Source organism: Microbacterium yannicii PS01 (assembly GCF_000304335.1).
GTDB classification, from domain to species: Bacteria; Actinomycetota; Actinomycetes; order Actinomycetales; family Microbacteriaceae; genus Microbacterium; species Microbacterium yannicii_A.
Map to the genome: position 1 here is coordinate 1 of NZ_CAJF01000042.1, position 16,172 is coordinate 16,172.

Here is a 16,172-nt window from a genome sequence, read left to right on the forward strand (position 1 = left end):
GGCCGACGAATACGACATCCAGGTCGCCATCCATACCGACAGCCTCAACGAGGCCGGATTCGTGGAAGACACGATCTCGGCCATCGACGGACGCACCATCCACACCTTCCACACCGAGGGGGCCGGCGGCGGGCATGCCCCCGACATCATCAAGATGGCGGGCCAGAGCAACGTGCTGCCCTCCTCGACCAACCCGACCCTGCCGTACACGGTCAACTCGATCGACGAGCTGCTCGACATGGTGATGGTGTGCCACCACCTCTCGTACGACAGCCCGGAGGATGTCGCGTTCGCCGATTCCCGCGTGAGAGCTGAGACGATCTCGGCCGAGACGGTGCTGCACGACCTCGGCATCATCTCGATGTTCTCGTCGGACTCGCAGGCGATGGGCCGTATCGGCGAGTCGGTCACGCGCGCGTTCCAGACCGCTCATCACTGCAAGGACAAGCGGGGCAAGCTGCCCGAGGACGCCGAGGGCAACGACAACTTCCGTGTGCTGCGGTTCCTCGCCAAGGTCACGATCAACCCCGCGATCGCCCACGGCATCTCGGACTACGTCGGCTCGCTCGAACCGGGCAAGCTGGCCGACATCGTGCTGTGGCCGATCGACACGTTCGCGGCCAAGCCGAAGATGGTGATCAAGGGCGGCCTCATCAACTGGGCGCTGATGGGCGACCCGAACGCGTCGCTGCCCACGCCGCAGCCGGTCTACTTCCGCCCGATGTTCGGCGCGCTCGGACAGACGCTGCACCAGACGCGGGCGACGTTCGTCTCGAAGATCTCGATCGAGAAGGGCGTGCCCGAGCGGTTGGGGCTCAAGAGCCGGATCCTCCCGGTCACCGGGACCCGGTCGATCGGCAAGGACGACATGGTGCGCAACGACGTCACGCCGGTCATCGATGTCGACCCCGAGACCTACAAGGTGACCGTCGACGGCGAGCCGGCCCACATCGAGCCCGCACAGTCGCTGCCGCTCACGCAGCTGTTCTTCCTCGTCTGATCGTCGTGCCTGACCCGTCGACCCCCTCGCCGGTCTCGCGGCTGCTGGTCAGCCTGCAGCTGAGCGACTCGGCGTTCCCGAGCGGCTTCTACACGATGTCGCACGGACTCGAAGGGTTCCGCCAGCAAGGGCTGGTGGCGCCGGACGGGGTGGCCGGTCTGCTCGACGACCTGCTGACCTCGGCGGTCGGACCGGGTGACGCGACGGCACTGGCGCGCGCCCACGACGCCGCGGTGCAGCAGGACTGGAATGCGGTCGCCGAGATCGATCGGCTGCTGTTCGCCTCGAAGCTCAACGCCGAACTGCGCACCGCGAGCACGCGCAGCGGGCGCCAGCTGGCCGACATCGCCGGAGAGGCCTTCGCCGGGAGCACCGGAGAGGCCGACATCGCGAACTGGGCGGCACATGTCAAGGCGAAGCGATCGCCCGGCTGCCAGCCGGTCGTCACGGCCGTCTGCTACGCCGCATCCGGGGTGTCGGTCGCCGAGGCGGTGGCATCGGATCTGTTCGCCTTCGCCGTGAGCTTCGTCGGAGCTGCGCTGCGGCTGCGGCTGACCGACCATCGGGGCGCCCAGGTGATCCTGCGGCGGGCGCAGCCGGTGATCGATCTCGTGACGGCGGACGCCGTTTCCCGGCCGGTCGGCGACATCGGAGGCTTCGCACCCGTCGCCGACATCATGTCGGCACGTCACGAACGCGCAGAGGCGCGGCTGTTCACCAGCTAGAGAGGAAGAAGCGAGATGAGCGAGAACGTCCTGCGGGTCGGCATCGGAGGCCCGGTCGGCTCGGGAAAGACGGCACTCACCGAGGCGCTGGTGCCGATCTTCCTGGCCGCCGGGCGCACGCCCGGCGTCATCACGAACGACATCTACACCCAGGAGGACGCCCAGCATGTGCGGCGCGAGCTCGCGGGGATCCTCGATCCCGAGCGGGTGGTGGGCGTCGAGACGGGTGCCTGCCCGCACACCGCCGTGCGGGACGACCCGACCATGAACCTCGCGGCCGGCGACGAGATGCTCGAGCGCTTCCCCGACATCGACACGCTGATCTACGAGTCCGGCGGCGACAACCTCACCCTCACCTTCTCGCCGGCGCTCGCGGACGTGTTCGTGTTCGTGCTCGACACGTCGGAGGGCGAGAAGATGCCGCGCAAGCGCGGTCCGGGCATCACCGAGAGCGACATCCTGGTCATCAACAAGATCGACATCGCCCAGTACGTCCGCACCGACCTCGGCGTGATGGAGCGCGACGCACACATGGTGCGCGGCGACCGCCCGGTCGTGCTGACCAACTCGCTCGACGGCACCGGCGTGCAGGAGCTCTTCGACACGATCATGGCCACGTGGGCCGCGTCGAAGGGTCAGCTGGTCGCGTGAGCGTGACCGGGTCACTGACGGCGGATCAGGATGCCGCGACCGCGGTCATCTCGGGGCCGTCCGGTGACGCGCCCGGCGTCCCGCTGTACGGAGGTCCGCGGCTGCAGCCCGCGCACTTCGAGCCGGCGCACGTGCCCGCCGAGGTCGCGCGGTACGGCACGGACCCCCACACCCTGCCGGTCGGAAGCCCCGGGAAGGTCGGCATCCTCGAGCTGGCGTTCGCCCTCCGAGGTGCGGGAGAGGACCGCCGGACCGAGCTCGTCGGCCACTTCCAGAAGTCGCCGCTGCAGATCATGCGCCCGCTCTACTACAACCCGGCGCGTCCCGACATGCCCTATACGTACGTCATGACGGCAGGGGGCGGCATCCTTCACAACGATCGTCACCGCACCGACCTGCTTTTCGGGCCGGACACGTCGGCTCACGTCACGACCCAGGCGCACACCAAGGTGTACCGGATGGAGTCGGGCTACGCGACGTCGCTGGTGAACCTCGAGGTCTCGGAGGGGGCATACGTCGAGTACCTGCCCGATCCGCTGATCCCGTACGTCGACTCCCGGTTCTATCAGCGCACCGCCGTCTCGCTGCACCCCGACGCGACGCTGCTGATCGGCGAGACCATCTACGCCGGCCGGCTCAGCCGCGGCGAGCGGCACGCGTATGCGGCGCTGGCGAGCGATCTCGAGATCGCCCGGCCCGCGGCGCGCGGCGCTGCGGCTGCCACGGGCGAGCCCGTCGCCTTCGACCGCGTGCGACTGGTCCCGTCCGCTCATCGCCTCGGTGGCGCAGCGGTGCTCGGCGGACGCGACATCGTGTCGACCCTGTACGTGCTCACCCCGCTCGTGCCTGCGCGCGAAGTCGCCGACGCGCTGCACGAGGTGGCGGATCGGACCGTGGCCGACACGGCCGACGCCGGCGCCCGGGTCGGCGTCAGCGTGCTGCCCGGCGACAGCGGTGCCTGGCTGCGGTTCGTCGGGAACGACACCGTCACCTCCGCCGCCGTATCGGCCGCGGCCGCAGGCGCCATGCACGAACTGCTCACCGGACGCCCGGCGCCCCTGATCCGGAAGTGAGCGAACGGTGACGGCCGAGGGACGGGCGGGCACGGCCACGACGCGGACCACCGGCTCCGCGTGGGTGTTCGGCCTCTTCCGCGGGGCGTCGGAGATCTACTTCCAGACGAACGTCATCACGGCGGTGCTCGTGCTCTCGGCCTTCTTCGTCGCCGATTGGCGGATGGGCGTGCTGGCCCTTCTCGGCGGTGCCGGCGGGATGCTCGGGGGTCGGGCGGTCAGATATTCGGGCGGCGACATCGCCAGCGGCATGCAGTCGTTCTGCGGCACGCTCGTCGGCGCCGCAGTGTTCGCCGCGCTCGGCGGCGCGGCCTGGTGGGCGTATGCCCTCGCCTTCGTCGGAGGACTGGCGACCGGTCCCGTCACGCGGCTCGTCGATGCCCTCTTCACCCGGACCGCGCTGAAGAAGTACCAGCTGCCGTACACGACCGCACCCTTCGTCATCGTGGCCACGATCATCGCGCTCAGCACGACGGCGCTCGCGACGCCGGCCGCGGCATCCGATCTTCCCGACGATCCGGTTCCGGCGTTCCTACTCTCGCTGCTCACGAACGTGTCGCAGGTCGTGCTCATCGACAACGTGGTCTCGGGTGCGCTCATTCTCGCTGGCCTGTTCGTCGCAAGCTGGCGGGTGGGTCTCGCGGCCCTCGGCGGAAGCGCTGTCGGGTCGGTCGTCGCGGTGGCTCTGGGCGAGCCGTGGAGCGAGATCGCCAACGGGCTCGCGAACTACTCCGGTGTGCTGACCGCGATCGCGCTCGCCGTGACGTTCCTCAGGATCTCGCCCGCGTCCTGGCTGTACGCCCTGCCGTGGGTGGCGGTGACGGCGCTCGTCACGCTGTTCATGCATCGGGCAGGGATCGTGACCTACACGTGGCCGTACATCCTCACGACGTGGGTCGCGCTGATCGTGGCGCACTACGTGCGCGGGCTGAAGAGACCTTCCTGATCTGACTCCGGGATGCCGCGTCCGCCGCCCTCGTCGTGGGTGTGCGCGTCTGCGGGGGAGTGCTGGTGGCCGAGCGGGACCCGGTGGGTGGGCGCCCGGAACAGCAGCTGACGCGTCCCATCGCCGGCCTGCACCACGTCGATGCGGATGCCGTAGACCGGCTCGAGCACAGCAGGATCGAGCACTTCGTCGACCGAGCCCGCCGCCATGACCCGACCGCGATCCAGCAGCACCAGCCGATCGCAGTATCGCGCCGCGAGGTTGAGGTCGTGCAGCACGATGACGGTGGTCACCCCGAGCTCGCGGACGAGCTGAAGGATCTCGTGCTGGAAGTGGATGTCGAGATGGTTCGTGGGCTCGTCCATCAGAAGGTGGGAAGCCTGTTGGGCGAGCGCGCGCGCGATGAGGACGCGCTGCCGCTCGCCACCCGAGAGCTCGCTCACATCACGCGCGGCGAGATGAGCGGCGCCGACACGTCGCAGCGCGTCGGCGGCGATCTCGATGTCGCCGGCCGTCTGGCGACGCAGCGATCCCAGATGCGGACCGCGCCCGAGCAGCACGGCGTCGGTGACAGAGAGCGGGAGCTCCCCGGGTGATTCCTGCGTCACGACCGCGACGGTCCTGGCGAGCTCCCGCGGGCGGAAGCCGCTGATCGGCCTCTCGTCCACCGAGACGGCTCCGCCGTCGGGGACCAGCGCGCGGTACAGCGCGCGCAGCAGCGTCGTCTTGCCGCTGCCGTTGGGTCCGATCAGTCCGACGACCTCTCCGTCGCTCGCAGTGAGGGTGACGTCCCGGAGGACGGCCGCGCCGTCGTAGGAGTGGCTGATCCCCCGTGCCGAGATCATGAGCCAGGGCCGAACCGCTCGACGATGCGCTCCAGGCCGGTGACTGACAGCGGGGTCGGCGGCTCGGTGAAGTTGAAGAGCTGGAGCAGGACGTCGCCGCGTTCGACGGCCCTCAGTGCGTCGGCGCCGGGCAGCCCCGCGACCTCCTCGAGCACACCCTCCTCGTCGCCCTGATACAGCAGGATCAGCGCGTCCGGATCGCGCGAGATCAGCTCTTCGATGCTCACCTCGAACACGCGCTCCGAGGCGTCGGCGAACGCATTGTCGAAGCCCGCTGCCTCGAGCTGCGGATGCGCCATCGACGCCCGGCCGTACGCGTAGAGCGGCCCGCCGCCCACCGACGGGTAGAGGACGGCCGCCGTGCGGGGCGCGGCATCCGCGGTGTCGTTCTCGACGGCGGCCACCCGCGCTTCCAGATCATCCACCAGATCCTGCGCGCGGGCGGACTCGTCGAAGATCGACCCGTAGGTCAGCACCAGCTCGTACAGGGTGTCGAATGTCGTGTCGCCGACGCCCGACTCGCAGTACACCGGATGGATCAGCGTGTTCACGCCCCCGTCGCGAAGGGCCTCGCGAGTCATCCCCTCCGGGAGGCCGAGCGCGAGGTCGGGCTCGCGTGCCAGCACGACCTCGCTCGACATCGTCAGATGACCGGAGGTGTCGATGTCGTCCGACAGCACCTCGATCCCGTCGATCCGCGCGGCCAGGTCGGCGGCGTAGTAGCCGTCGGGGAACGAGCCGGCGCGTGCGACGACCCGATCGAGCACGCCAAGCCCGTCGAGGATGGTCACAGGTGCGCTCTCGAGCAGGATCACGCTCTGCGGCGCGGCGTCGAACACGACCTGCTCACCGCAGTTGTCGACGGTGAGCGGGAAGTCCTGACCGGACGCCGGCCGATCTGCGCTCGCCGCGGGCGGAGCCGTCTGCGCGCAGCCGGCGGACGCGAGCACGACCATGAGGGCGGCGATGGTGGTCAGCGGGCGACGACTTCTCATGGGACGGCTCCGGGGGAATCAGCCACGACGGGCGTACATGCGACGGACGAGGATCAGGAGGAAGGGCGCGCCGACGATGGCGGTGAGGATGCCGATCGGCAATTCGCGCGGTTGCATGACGGTGCGGGCGAGCGCGTCCGCCCACACCAGGAAGATCGAGCCGAGCAGCGCCGTGACCGGCAGGACGCGGGCATGCGCCGAACCCACCAGCCGACGCGCGAGATGGGGGATGACCAGTCCCACGAAGCCGATGGCGCCGGCCGCGGCGACCACGGCCCCCGTGCACAGTGACACCACCACGAGCAGCGAGACGCGGGAGCGCTCGGGGGACACCCCCAGGGTCAGCGCCGTCTCGTCCCCGGCGGCCAGGGCGTCGAGTGCGCGCCCGCTGATCATCAGAACCGCCAGTGTCACGGCCACGATCACGAGCACGAGAGCCAGCACGGCGTCCCAGCGGGCGAGCGCGAGCGATCCGAGCAGCCAGAACATCACCGAGCGCGAGCCCTCGGCCGAGTCGGACGCGAAGATGAGGAAGCTGGTGGCGGCCGACAGGGCGTAGCCCACCGCCACTCCCGAGAGGAGGAGCCGCATCGGGGTGACGCCGCCGCTGCCCCGTGCGATCGCGTACACCAGCAGGGACGCGCCCAGTGCGCCCACGAAGGCGCTGGCCGGCAGCGCGAACTGGCCGGCCCCCGCGCCCAGCCCGAACAGGATCGCCCCAGCCGCGCCGGTCGAGGCGCCGCCCGAGATGCCCAGCACGTACGGATCCGCGAGGACGTTGCGCACCATCGCCTGGAGAGCCGCACCGCACAGGGCGAGGCCGGCGCCCACCGCGATGCCCAGCAGCACACGGGGCACGCGCACGTTCCACACGATCGCCTCGTCGGAGAGGGACCACGTGGCTTCGGCCGGCAACCCGAAGAGATGGTGGCTCACGATCGGGATGATCGTCCCGGGCGCCACGGGCACCGGGCCGATCCCGATCGCCATGACGGCCGAGACGGCCAGCGCCGCGATCAGACCCGCGGTCCACAGAGCCGCCCGCCGCCGGTTTCCGCGGACGACGCCGGCGAGCGGAAGGGAAATCCGTGCAGGCGCGGTGAGAGGTTCGGTCGTCACGAATGCTCCCCCCGATCGCTCCCCGCGACTCCTGCGACGGTATCGCATCCGGCGTCGACGGCGGTCCGCTCACCACCCGCTGCGCGTCGGGGTGTGCCCTTCCCTGGCGTCATCGGGCATGACCATCTCGGCACGCAGGCCGAGGAGGCGGATCGGGCGGTCGGGCTCGATCTTGGCGACCAGCTCCATCGCCTTCGCGACGATCTCGTCCCTGTCGGATGTCTGCGCGATCTTCTTCGTGAAGGTCTTGGTCAGGAACGGCGCGTAGCGGACTTTGAGCCCCAATCCCACGACCGGCCGGTCGTCGGCGGCCACTTCGTCGAGCACCTGATCGAGCAGGGATCGCGCCGCCGTCTCGACGTCGGCGCGCTCGACGATGTTCTGCTGGAACGTCGTCTCCTTGCTGTGACCCCGCGGGACCCAGGGCGTGTCGTCGACGAGCGAGGAGCCGTCGCCGCGCCCGAGCTGTCGGTACCACAGGCCCATGTTCGGGCCGAACTCGCCGACGAGCGGCGCCTCGTCGGCGTGCGCCAGCTCGGTCACGGTGCGGATGCCGAGAAGCGCGAGCCGCTTCGAGACCTTCGAGCCCACGCCCCACAGCTCGATCGTGGGGCGTTCGCCCATGACCTCGAGCCAGTTCTCGGCCGTGAGGCGGAAGACGCCGCGCGGCTTGCCGAAACCGGTGGCGACCTTGGCGCGGACGAGGGTGTCGCCGATCCCCACGCTGCAGTGCAGTCGTGTGCGCTCGAGCACCGCCTGCTGGAGCCGGCGGGCGTAACCCTCCGGATCGTCGGTCTCGACGCCGACGAACGCCTCGTCCCAGCCGAGCACCTGCACGACGGCGCCCGGCTGTGCGCGCAAGGTGGCCATGACCTGGTCGGACGCAGCGTTGTACGCCTGGTGGTCCACGGGAAGGATCACAGCGTCCGGCACCTTCCGCGCGGCGATGCGCAGCGGCATCCCCGATCCCACGCCGAACTCGCGCGCTTCGTACGACGCGGTCGAGACGACGGCCCGTTCGGTCGGATCACCGCGGCCGCCCACGATCACCGGCTTGCCGGCCAGTTCGGGATGTCGCAGCACCTCGACCGCGGCGATGAACTGGTCGAGGTCCACGTGCAGCACCCAGGGCCCGGCCGCGGGAGCGGGGAGCGGTATCGCTGACATGCGCCCAGTCTGCCGGGGATGGCGGACGCGGTCACCCCAGGGTCGAGATCAGCCTCTCCGCAGCGCGGTACCTTGGCGCCGCACACCCGTCAACCCCGTGCCGCGGCGGGCGCGGCATCCGTAGCGTAAGGGCTTCGCGAGAAGAGGAGACCTGATGTCCGACAACAGCATCCCGCCCGCCCCCGACGGAGTCACCGGCGTCCAGCCGCTGCGCGACCGCGACACCTCGATCGAGCCCGACCCGACGCGCGACCCCGCGCAGGTGGAATGGGACCGCACCACCGCAGCGGACGCCGGCGAGCCCGACCCGCTGGACGAGGGCCCGACGGCGACCGGGGACGACCCGGCGCACATTCCCTCGGAAGAGGACCAGGTTCCGGCCACCGACCTTCCGTACTCGTCGGCGCAGCCGGACTCGCAGGGCCTCGATCCCGAGATCGCGGAGCTCGGCGAAGAGGGCCAGGGCGACCTCGCCCCCGAGGACCTCTGACGCGCGACCATGAGCGCAGCGTTCCTGGCGAGGGCGGCCTCCGAGTGAGGGTGCTGATCTGGCCCATCCACGGGGGCTACACCGACGCATTCGTGCGCGGCGACCACGAGTACCTGATGCCGGTGGAGGGCAGTGACGACCCGCCCGGGCCCAGTGCCTGGGGCTGGTCGAAGGCGCGGGAAGTGCCGGTCGACAGGTTGCAGGACGAGCACATCGATGTCGTCGTGGTCCAGAGCCCCGAAGAGCTGGCGAAGGTCCAGCGGTGGACCGGACGGGTGCCCGGAAGGGACCTTCCCGCGGTGTACCTCGAGCACAACACGCCGGGACCCGAAGCAGTGGGGCGCGTGCATCCGCTCGCTGATCGGGTCGATGTCCCCATCGTCCACGTGACCCACTTCAACCGGCTGTTCTGGGACAACGGGCGCGCCGACACGTACGTCGTCGAGCACGGCGTGCCCGACCCCGGCCCTCTCTACACCGGAGAGCTGGACCGGATCGGCGTCGTCATCAACGAGCCGGTGCGCCGGTGGCGTGTGACCGGTACGGATCTGCTCCCCGCCTTCAGCCAGGAGGCGCCGGTCGATGTGTTCGGGATGGGCGGCGAGCACCTCCGCGACGCGTTCCCCGGCCAGGAGGCCGTGCACGCGGCGGGGGATCTGCCGCCCTCGCGCCTGCATCCCGAGCTGGCTCGCCGCCGCCTCTACCTGCACCCCGTCCGCTGGACGTCCCTCGGTCTGTCACTGCTCGAGGCGATGCATCTGGCCATGCCGGTGGTCGCCCTCGCCACGACGGAGGTCGGGCGTGCGGTCCCGCCCGGGGCCGGCGTCGTCTCGACGGATGTCGACGAGCTGCGGCGAGGGATCCGGACGCTCCTCGACGACCCCGAGCTGGCTCGGGCGATGGGGCAGCGGGCGCGCGCAGAGGTGCTGTCGCGCTACGGGCTTCCGGCGTTCCTGTCCCGGTGGGACGACGTGCTCGGCGAGGTGGTCGCCGCGTCGTCGAGCAGACGGATGCCGCGCCTCGGAGCCCTCCGCTAGCTCGCTGTGCGACCCGGCTTGGCGGGCCCTCTTCGTGGGGACGTAGTCAGGCGCCGAGTCCGACGCGGTCCAGCCCGGCCTCGGTCCCGTAGCCAGGCGGCAGTCGTGCACAAGAAAGGAGGCGAAGCGCGAGAGCGGAGGACCCGAGCCCCGAAACAGTCCTCCCTGTCCGCTCATCTCCTCCCGCGCCTGATCAGACAGCGGCGCCGCACCGTCCCGCGAGTCAGCCGTCCCGCGAGTCAGCGGGGCCGCGTGGAGGCGCGGACGACGAGCTCGGGCTGGAAGACCGTCTGACGAGCGATGCTGTCGGGATCCGTGGCCTCCTCGAGCACGATCCGCAGTGCGGTGCGGCCGATCATGCGGCTCGGCTGACGGATCGACGACAGCGGAACGGCCGCGGCGGCGGCGAACGAGATGTCGTCGAAGCCGATGATGGCGATGTCGTCGGGCACCAGCATCCGTCCGTCCACCACGAGGGACTGCAGGAGGCCGAGCGCGAGCAGATCGTTGGCGGCGAACAGGGCGTCGGGCCACTCGCGGCGCGGGCGGGTGAGGAGCCGTGCTCCGGCCGCAACCCCTTCCTCCACCGTCATGGCGGCCGTGGCGACGACCTCCAGGTCGACCGTGGTCCCGGCGTTCTCCGCGGCCACCCGGGCTCCCGCGAGCCGGTCGTTCACCTGCCGGATGTCGAAGGGTCCGCCGACGAACGCGATCCGGCGCCGACCGGTGGCGATCAGATGATCGACCGCCATCTTCCCGCCCACCACGCTGTCGACCGAGACCGACGAGAATCGGCCGTCTCCGCTGAATCGGTCGACGAGGACGGCGGCGATGCCGCGCGCCCGCAGACGCTGCAGCCGCGAGTTCACGTCCCCGTAGGGCGCGATGAGAAGCCCGCGCACCTGCTGCTCCTCGAACAGATCGAGGTAGAGGCGCTCGCGGCCGTGGTCCTCGTCGGTGTTGCCGTAGAGGATGGCGATCCCGTGCCGCGTCGCCTCGTCTTCGGCGCCGCGGACGACGTCGTTGTAGAAGGGGTTCTGGCCGTCGAGCACGACGAAGCCGACGGTGGTGCTGACTCCGGCGCGGAGCTTGCGTGCGGCGTCGTTGCGCACGTAGCCGAGTTCGTCGATCGCGCGGGTGACCCTGTCGACCGAGTCCGACGACACCTCTTCGGGGCGATTGAGAACATTCGAGACCGTGCCGACGGACACTCCGGCGCGCTGCGCGACATCGCGAATGCTGACCGGCACGCTTCTCCCCACTTCCTCGTCGGATCACGATTCGGTCACCGCCGCCGTCTGGTCATGGCAGCGACTTGACCGAACTCGTCACTGAATTTAGAGTAGCCTGAAATCCACCTGAATCGATTCAGATCCTATTCACCTCAACGAGGAGGACGCCGTGCCAGCCGATGTCGCCGCCGCGTCGCAGCCCGCACTCGAACTGCGCCGGGTCGTGAAGTCCTTCGGCGCCGTCGTCGCCCTCCGTTCGGGGAGCCTGACGCTGGACCGCGGGTCCATCCACGCGCTGATCGGAGAGAACGGCGCCGGCAAGTCGACGCTCGTGAAGATCGTCGCCGGACTGTATCGCCGCGACGCGGGGGAGTTCCTGCTGGACGGCGAGTCGGTCGACTTCACCAGCACCGCGCAGTCCAAGGCCGCGGGCATCGCGGTGATCTACCAGGAGCCGACGCTGTTCCCCGACCTGTCGGTGACCGAGAACATCTTCATGGGCCGCCAGCCCACCAACCGCTTCGGCCGGATCGATCGCAAGGCGATGCGGGTCGAAGCCGAGCAGATCTTCGAGCGGCTCGGGGTCGCCCTCGATCCCGACCGGGTGACCGAGGGGCTCTCGATCGCGGATCAGCAGATCATCGAGATCGCCAAGGCCATCTCGCTCGATGCCCGAGTGCTGATCATGGACGAGCCGACCGCCGCGCTGTCGGGCGTCGAGGTCGAGCGCCTGTTCGCGGTCGCACGCAGCCTGCGCGACGAGGGACGCGCGCTGCTGTTCATCTCCCACCGGTTCGACGAGGTCTTCGCCCTGTGCGACACGGTCACGGTGATGCGCGACGGCTCGTACATCGACACGACGCCGATCGCCGCCACCACCGTCGACGACCTGGTGCGCCAGATGGTGGGCCGAGACGTGACGGAGCTCTTCCCGAAGCTGCCCGCCGAGGTGGGCGACGTGGTGATGGAGGTCGACGGACTGACGCGCAAGGGCGTCTTCCGCGACGTGTCGTTCACGCTGCGCGCGGGCGAGATCGTGGGGCTCGCGGGTCTCGTGGGCGCCGGTCGCAGCGAGGTCGCGCGTGCCGTCTTCGGCGTCGACCCCTACGAGTCGGGAGTCGTGCGCCTGGAAGGCAAGCCGCTGCCGAAGGGGAACCCGCGGCTGGCGACCGCCCGGGGCATCGCCCTGGTTCCCGAGGACCGCCGCAAGCAGGGCCTGGTCCTCGAGGACGGGGTGTCGCGCAACATCACGCTCGCCATCCGCTCCAAGCTCGCGCGGTGGGGCCTGCTCTGGAGCGGACGCGAGAACGAAGCCGCTGCAGTGTGGGCGAGCCGCCTCGAGGTGAAGACCGCCGCACTCGATGCCGAAGCCGGCACGCTGTCGGGTGGCAACCAGCAGAAGGTCGTGCTCGGCAAGTGGCTCGCGACCGAGCCGAAGGTGCTCATCGTCGACGAGCCCACGCGCGGCATCGACGTCGGCACGAAGGCCGAAGTCCACCGCCTGCTCAGCCAGCTGGCGCAGCAGGGCCTCGCCATCCTGATGATCTCGTCCGAGCTCCCGGAGGTGCTGGGTATGGCCGACCGTGTTCTCGTCATGCGGGAAGGACGCCTCACGGGCGAGTTCGCGCGGGCCGACGCGACGCCCGAAGCCGTCATGTACGCCGCCACCGCCGACGCGGAGGTCGCCCGATGACCGCCACGATCGCTCCGGTGCAGCCCGGCTCGAGCGCCGCCTCGAAACTCGTCCGGCGCATCGGCACCGCACGCGAGACCGGCATCCTCGTCGCCCTTCTGCTGGTGATCCTCGCCGCGACGCTGGCGAACCCGAACTTCCTGTTCTCCTCCGATGGATTCCGCGACCTGCTGCTGACGCCGTCGCTGCTGCTGCTGGTGGCCGTCGGCCAGGCGGTCGTCATCATCACCCGCAACGTCGACCTGTCGGTCGGCTCCATCGTCGGCCTCACCGCCTACCTGACCGGTCGGCTGTTCATCGACATGCCCGGGCTCCCGATCATCGCCGTGTTCCTCGGCGGGGTGCTCCTCGGCGCGCTCCTGGGGTTCATCAACGGCGCACTCGTCGCGTTCGCCCGGGTGCCGGCGCTCGTGATCACCCTCGGCACCATGTACATCTACCGGGGCATCAACGTCGCCTGGACGGGAAGCGACCGGATCAACGCGTCCGACCTGCCTCGCGACTTCCGAGGTCTCGGGACGGACTCGCTGCTCGGCATCCCGATCCTCACGATCATCGCCGTCGTGGTGCTCATCGGCGCGGCGTGGTACCTGCGCAACCTGCGCAGCGGTCGCGAGCTCTATGCGATCGGCTCCGACCCCGCGGCGGCGCACCTCTACGGACTGCGGGTCACCAGGCGCGTCATCGCGGCTTTCGTCGTCTCGGGCGCGCTGTCGGGTCTTGCGGGAGTCCTCTACGCGGCGCGATACGGCACGGTGAGCTCGGCCGCCGGTTTCGGCTGGGAGCTGCAGGCGATCGGCGCCGCTGTGATCGGCGGCGTCGCGATCTCGGGTGGCGTGGGAACGGTGTGGGGCGCGGCGATCGGCGCCTTCCTGCTGCTCACCATCAATCGCGCCCTCCCGATCCTGGGCATCGACGACTTCTGGCAGCGAGCCGTTGTCGGCGTGCTCATCCTCGGCGCCATCGTCCTCGACCGGGTGCTCGCCGTCCGGCAGCACCGAAGGCTCATCGCGCAACGGGAGGAGACACGATGACCACCATGACGGATGCCGCGCCCACCCGCGTCTACCAGGCACATGCCAAGCCGGCATGGCGCCGCGTGCTCCTCACCCGGGAATCCGCGATCATCGCGATCCTGATCCTCGTCATCCTCGTCGCCCTCGCGACGGTGCGGAACTTCGACAGTCCGCTTACGGTGACCTATCTCCTCCGCGATGTCGCGCCGATCCTGCTGATCGCGCTCCCGATGACGCTCATCATCATCACCGAGGAGATCGACCTCTCGGTGGCCAGCATCGTCGGACTGTCGAGTGTTATGACGGGCATCCTCACGCAGGCCGGGCTTCCGTTCCCCGTCGCGGCGGTCGTCGCGGTACTGGTCGGCACGATCGCGGGGGCGTTCAACGGCTTCCTCGTGACGGTCGTCGGGCTTCCCTCACTCGCCGTGACGATCGGGACCCTGGCCCTCTTCCGCGGCATCGCGGTGGGCCTCCTGGGCACCACGGCCATCACGGACTTCCCCGAGGAGTGGACCGATCTCGCGAAGGCGAACATCCCCGGCACGCCGGTTCCGGTCATCATGATCCCGTTCGTGGTCCTGGCGATCCTCTTCGCCGTCGTCCTGCATTTCACGCCGTTCGGACGGTCGCTCTACGCGATCGGCCTGAACAAGGACGCGGCGGCCTTCTCGGGCATCGATGTCGGCCGCACGAAGTTCCTGCTCTTCGTGCTCTCGGGCGCCGTCTCGGGCTTCGCGGGCGTCTACTTCACGCTGCTCTACTCCAACGCGCGCGGTGACAACGCCATGGGGCTGGAGCTGCAGGTCATCGCCGCCGTGCTGCTGGGCGGTGTGTCGATCTTCGGCGGCCGGGGAGCCCTGCACGGCGTCATCGCCGGCGTGCTGCTGATCGGAACCCTCGGCAGCGCCCTGCGACTGGCCGGCGTCACCAGCGACATCATCAACGTCATCACGGGGGTCCTCCTCATCGTCTCCGTGATCTCTTCCAGCCTCCTCGCATGGCTCCACGCACGGCGTGCCGCAGTCGTCGGGAAGAGAGAGGGCCGCCGCAAGTCCCTGCCGGACTCGCCGACGCCCTCTCAGTAGCAATCTGTCCGCACCAGGAAAGGAAACAACGATGTTCGGACTTCAGCGCAAGCGCCGGGTCGGCGTCGCCGCAGCGGTCGTGCTCGGTGTCGCGCTCGTCGCGACCGGCTGCGCCGGTGGCACCGGCGGAGACGGCGGCGGCGATGGCGGCGGTGGCGGCGACGACGCGAACCTGTCGATCACGATGCTGCCCAAGAACCTCGGCAACCCCTACTTCGACACCTCCACCGGCGGTGCCGAGGAGGCCACCGAGGAGTTCGGCGGCACCTTCGAGGAGGTCGGGCCCAGCGAGGCCAGCCCCACGTCGCAGGTGCAGTACATCCAGACCGCGGCCCAGCAGGGCGCCGGCGGTCTGATCGTCTCGGCGAACGACCCGGAGGCGATCTGCGACGCCCTCGACGAGGCCCGCAGCGCGGGCGTCAAGGTCGTGACCTTCGACTCCGACACGAACCCCGAGTGCCGTGACCTCTTCATCAACCAGGCGACAGCCGAGGGCATCGCGAAGGTGCAGGTCGACCTGATCGCCGAGCAGATCGGCGACGGCGGCCAGGTGGCCGTCCTGTCGGCATCGGCCAACGCCACCAACCAGAACGCCTGGATCGAGATGATGGAGGAGGAGCTCGCGGCGAGCCACCCCGACATCGAGCTCGTCGAGGTCGTCTACGGCGACGACGACGACCAGACCTCGTTCGACAAGACGGCGGCGCTGCTGCAGACGTACCCCGAGCTCAAGGGCATCATCTCGCCGACGACGGTGGGCATCGCGGCGGCCGCTCGCTACCTGTCGACGTCGGAGTACAAGGGCACCGTCGCGCTGACCGGCCTGGGCACCCCGAACCAGATGCGCGAGTACGTCGAGGACGGCACCGTGACCGCCTTCGCGCTGTGGAACCCTGCCGACCTCGGCTACCTGGCCGCCTACGCCGCGCAGGCGCTCATCACGGGTGAGATCGCCGGGGAAGAGGGCGACACGTTCGAAGCCGGCAAGCTGGGCGACTTCGAGGTGGGCGCTGACGGCGGCGTGCTGCTCGGCGACCCGTTCGTGTTCGACGCGGAGAACATCGGCGAGTTCGACTTCTGATCCGCTCCGCGCTC

Annotated in this window: 16 protein-coding genes; 11 read left to right on the forward strand and 5 right to left on the reverse strand. The window is 69.9% G+C overall.

The genetic code is table 11. From position 1 onward, the window contains the following. The 5 genes from WYM_RS17395 to WYM_RS20715 form a co-directional block, all read left to right on the forward strand. A partial coding sequence (locus WYM_RS17395; RefSeq protein WP_019182123.1) for an urease subunit alpha occupies positions 1-1,000 on the forward strand: 1,000 nt, incomplete at its 5' end. A 5-nt stretch (positions 1,001-1,005) separates the two neighbouring features. After that, a complete protein-coding gene (locus WYM_RS17400; protein ID WP_019182124.1) occupies positions 1,006-1,725 on the forward strand; it encodes an urease accessory protein UreF in 720 nt (239 codons plus the stop codon). Positions 1,726-1,740: 15 nt separating this feature from the next. Next, a complete protein-coding gene (ureG, locus tag WYM_RS17405; protein WP_019182125.1) occupies positions 1,741-2,376 on the forward strand; it encodes an urease accessory protein UreG in 636 nt (211 codons plus the stop codon). Further along, entirely contained in the window at positions 2,373-3,449 is a 1,077-nt protein-coding gene (locus WYM_RS17410; protein WP_019182126.1) for an urease accessory protein UreD, read from the forward strand. The genes ureG and WYM_RS17410 overlap by 4 nt, the downstream gene beginning before the upstream one ends. A 7-nt stretch (positions 3,450-3,456) precedes the next feature. Then, positions 3,457-4,395 (forward strand): urea transporter, encoded by a 939-nt coding sequence (locus WYM_RS20715; protein WP_019182127.1) that lies wholly within the window; start codon positions 3,457-3,459, stop codon positions 4,393-4,395. Here WYM_RS20715 and WYM_RS17420 read toward each other — a convergent pair. From WYM_RS17420 to WYM_RS17435, 4 genes are all read right to left on the reverse strand, one after another. Next, entirely contained in the window at positions 4,365-5,240 is an 876-nt protein-coding gene (locus WYM_RS17420; RefSeq protein ID WP_019182128.1) for an ABC transporter ATP-binding protein, read from the reverse strand. The two genes, WYM_RS20715 and WYM_RS17420, sit on opposite strands and share 31 nt — an antisense overlap. Further along, a complete protein-coding gene (locus WYM_RS17425; RefSeq protein WP_019182129.1) occupies positions 5,237-6,235 on the reverse strand; it encodes an ABC transporter substrate-binding protein in 999 nt (332 codons plus the stop codon). Before WYM_RS17425 ends, WYM_RS17420 begins: the two co-directional genes overlap by 4 nt. Positions 6,236-6,253: 18 nt before the next feature. Further along, a complete protein-coding gene (locus tag WYM_RS17430; protein ID WP_019182130.1) occupies positions 6,254-7,354 on the reverse strand; it encodes a FecCD family ABC transporter permease in 1,101 nt (366 codons plus the stop codon). A 69-nt stretch (positions 7,355-7,423) separates the two neighbouring features. Then, positions 7,424-8,521, reverse strand: a complete 1,098-nt coding sequence (locus WYM_RS17435) for a DNA polymerase IV (RefSeq protein ID WP_192813770.1) — start codon at positions 8,519-8,521, stop codon at positions 7,424-7,426. Positions 8,522-8,675: 154 nt separating this feature from the next. On the opposite strand from WYM_RS17435, the gene WYM_RS17440 reads away from it, so the two are divergent. Both WYM_RS17440 and WYM_RS20720 read left to right on the forward strand, forming a co-directional pair. Further along, positions 8,676-9,011, forward strand: coding sequence for a hypothetical protein (locus tag WYM_RS17440; protein ID WP_019182132.1), 336 nt, complete (start codon positions 8,676-8,678; stop codon positions 9,009-9,011). Between the two features lie 50 nt (positions 9,012-9,061). Next, positions 9,062-10,048, forward strand: coding sequence for a glycosyltransferase (locus WYM_RS20720; RefSeq protein ID WP_019182133.1), 987 nt, complete (start codon positions 9,062-9,064; stop codon positions 10,046-10,048). A gap of 239 nt (positions 10,049-10,287) precedes the next feature. Here the strand turns inward: WYM_RS20720 and WYM_RS17450 are convergent, their stop codons facing one another. Beyond that, on the reverse strand, positions 10,288-11,298 hold the full coding sequence (locus WYM_RS17450; protein WP_019182134.1) for a LacI family DNA-binding transcriptional regulator: 1,011 nt from the start codon (positions 11,296-11,298) through the stop codon (positions 10,288-10,290). Between the two features lie 151 nt (positions 11,299-11,449). On the opposite strand from WYM_RS17450, the gene WYM_RS17455 reads away from it, so the two are divergent. The 4 genes from WYM_RS17455 to rhaS are packed head-to-tail and all read left to right on the forward strand — an operon-like array spanning position 11,450 to position 16,158. Continuing rightward, positions 11,450-12,973 (forward strand): sugar ABC transporter ATP-binding protein, encoded by a 1,524-nt coding sequence (locus WYM_RS17455; RefSeq protein ID WP_019182135.1) that lies wholly within the window; start codon positions 11,450-11,452, stop codon positions 12,971-12,973. Beyond that, on the forward strand, positions 12,970-14,007 hold the full coding sequence (locus tag WYM_RS17460) for an ABC transporter permease (protein ID WP_019182136.1): 1,038 nt from the start codon (positions 12,970-12,972) through the stop codon (positions 14,005-14,007). Before WYM_RS17455 ends, WYM_RS17460 begins: the two co-directional genes overlap by 4 nt. After that, positions 14,004-15,077, forward strand: a complete 1,074-nt coding sequence (locus WYM_RS17465) for an ABC transporter permease (RefSeq protein WP_019182137.1) — start codon at positions 14,004-14,006, stop codon at positions 15,075-15,077. Before WYM_RS17460 ends, WYM_RS17465 begins: the two co-directional genes overlap by 4 nt. Before the next feature lie 31 nt (positions 15,078-15,108). Next, positions 15,109-16,158 (forward strand): rhamnose ABC transporter substrate-binding protein, encoded by a 1,050-nt coding sequence (gene rhaS / locus WYM_RS17470; protein WP_019182138.1) that lies wholly within the window; start codon positions 15,109-15,111, stop codon positions 16,156-16,158. The last annotated feature ends 14 nt before the right edge of the window (positions 16,159-16,172 follow it).

Bases quoted from the DNA above. Each gene is read 5' to 3' on its own strand.
- WYM_RS17440 (WP_019182132.1), top strand. From the start codon at position 8,676: ATGTCCGACAACAGCATCCCGCCCGCCCCCGACGGAGTCACCGGCGTC.
- WYM_RS17435 (WP_192813770.1), bottom strand. From the start codon at position 8,521: ATGTCAGCGATACCGCTCCCCGCTCCCGCGGCCGGGCCCTGGGTGCTG.
- WYM_RS17425 (WP_019182129.1), bottom strand. From the start codon at position 6,235: ATGAGAAGTCGTCGCCCGCTGACCACCATCGCCGCCCTCATGGTCGTG.
- rhaS (WP_019182138.1), top strand. From the start codon at position 15,109: ATGTTCGGACTTCAGCGCAAGCGCCGGGTCGGCGTCGCCGCAGCGGTC.
- ureG (WP_019182125.1), top strand. From the start codon at position 1,741: ATGAGCGAGAACGTCCTGCGGGTCGGCATCGGAGGCCCGGTCGGCTCG.
- WYM_RS17460 (WP_019182136.1), top strand. From the start codon at position 12,970: ATGACCGCCACGATCGCTCCGGTGCAGCCCGGCTCGAGCGCCGCCTCG.
- WYM_RS17420 (WP_019182128.1), bottom strand. From the start codon at position 5,240: ATGATCTCGGCACGGGGGATCAGCCACTCCTACGACGGCGCGGCCGTC.
- WYM_RS17465 (WP_019182137.1), top strand. From the start codon at position 14,004: ATGACCACCATGACGGATGCCGCGCCCACCCGCGTCTACCAGGCACAT.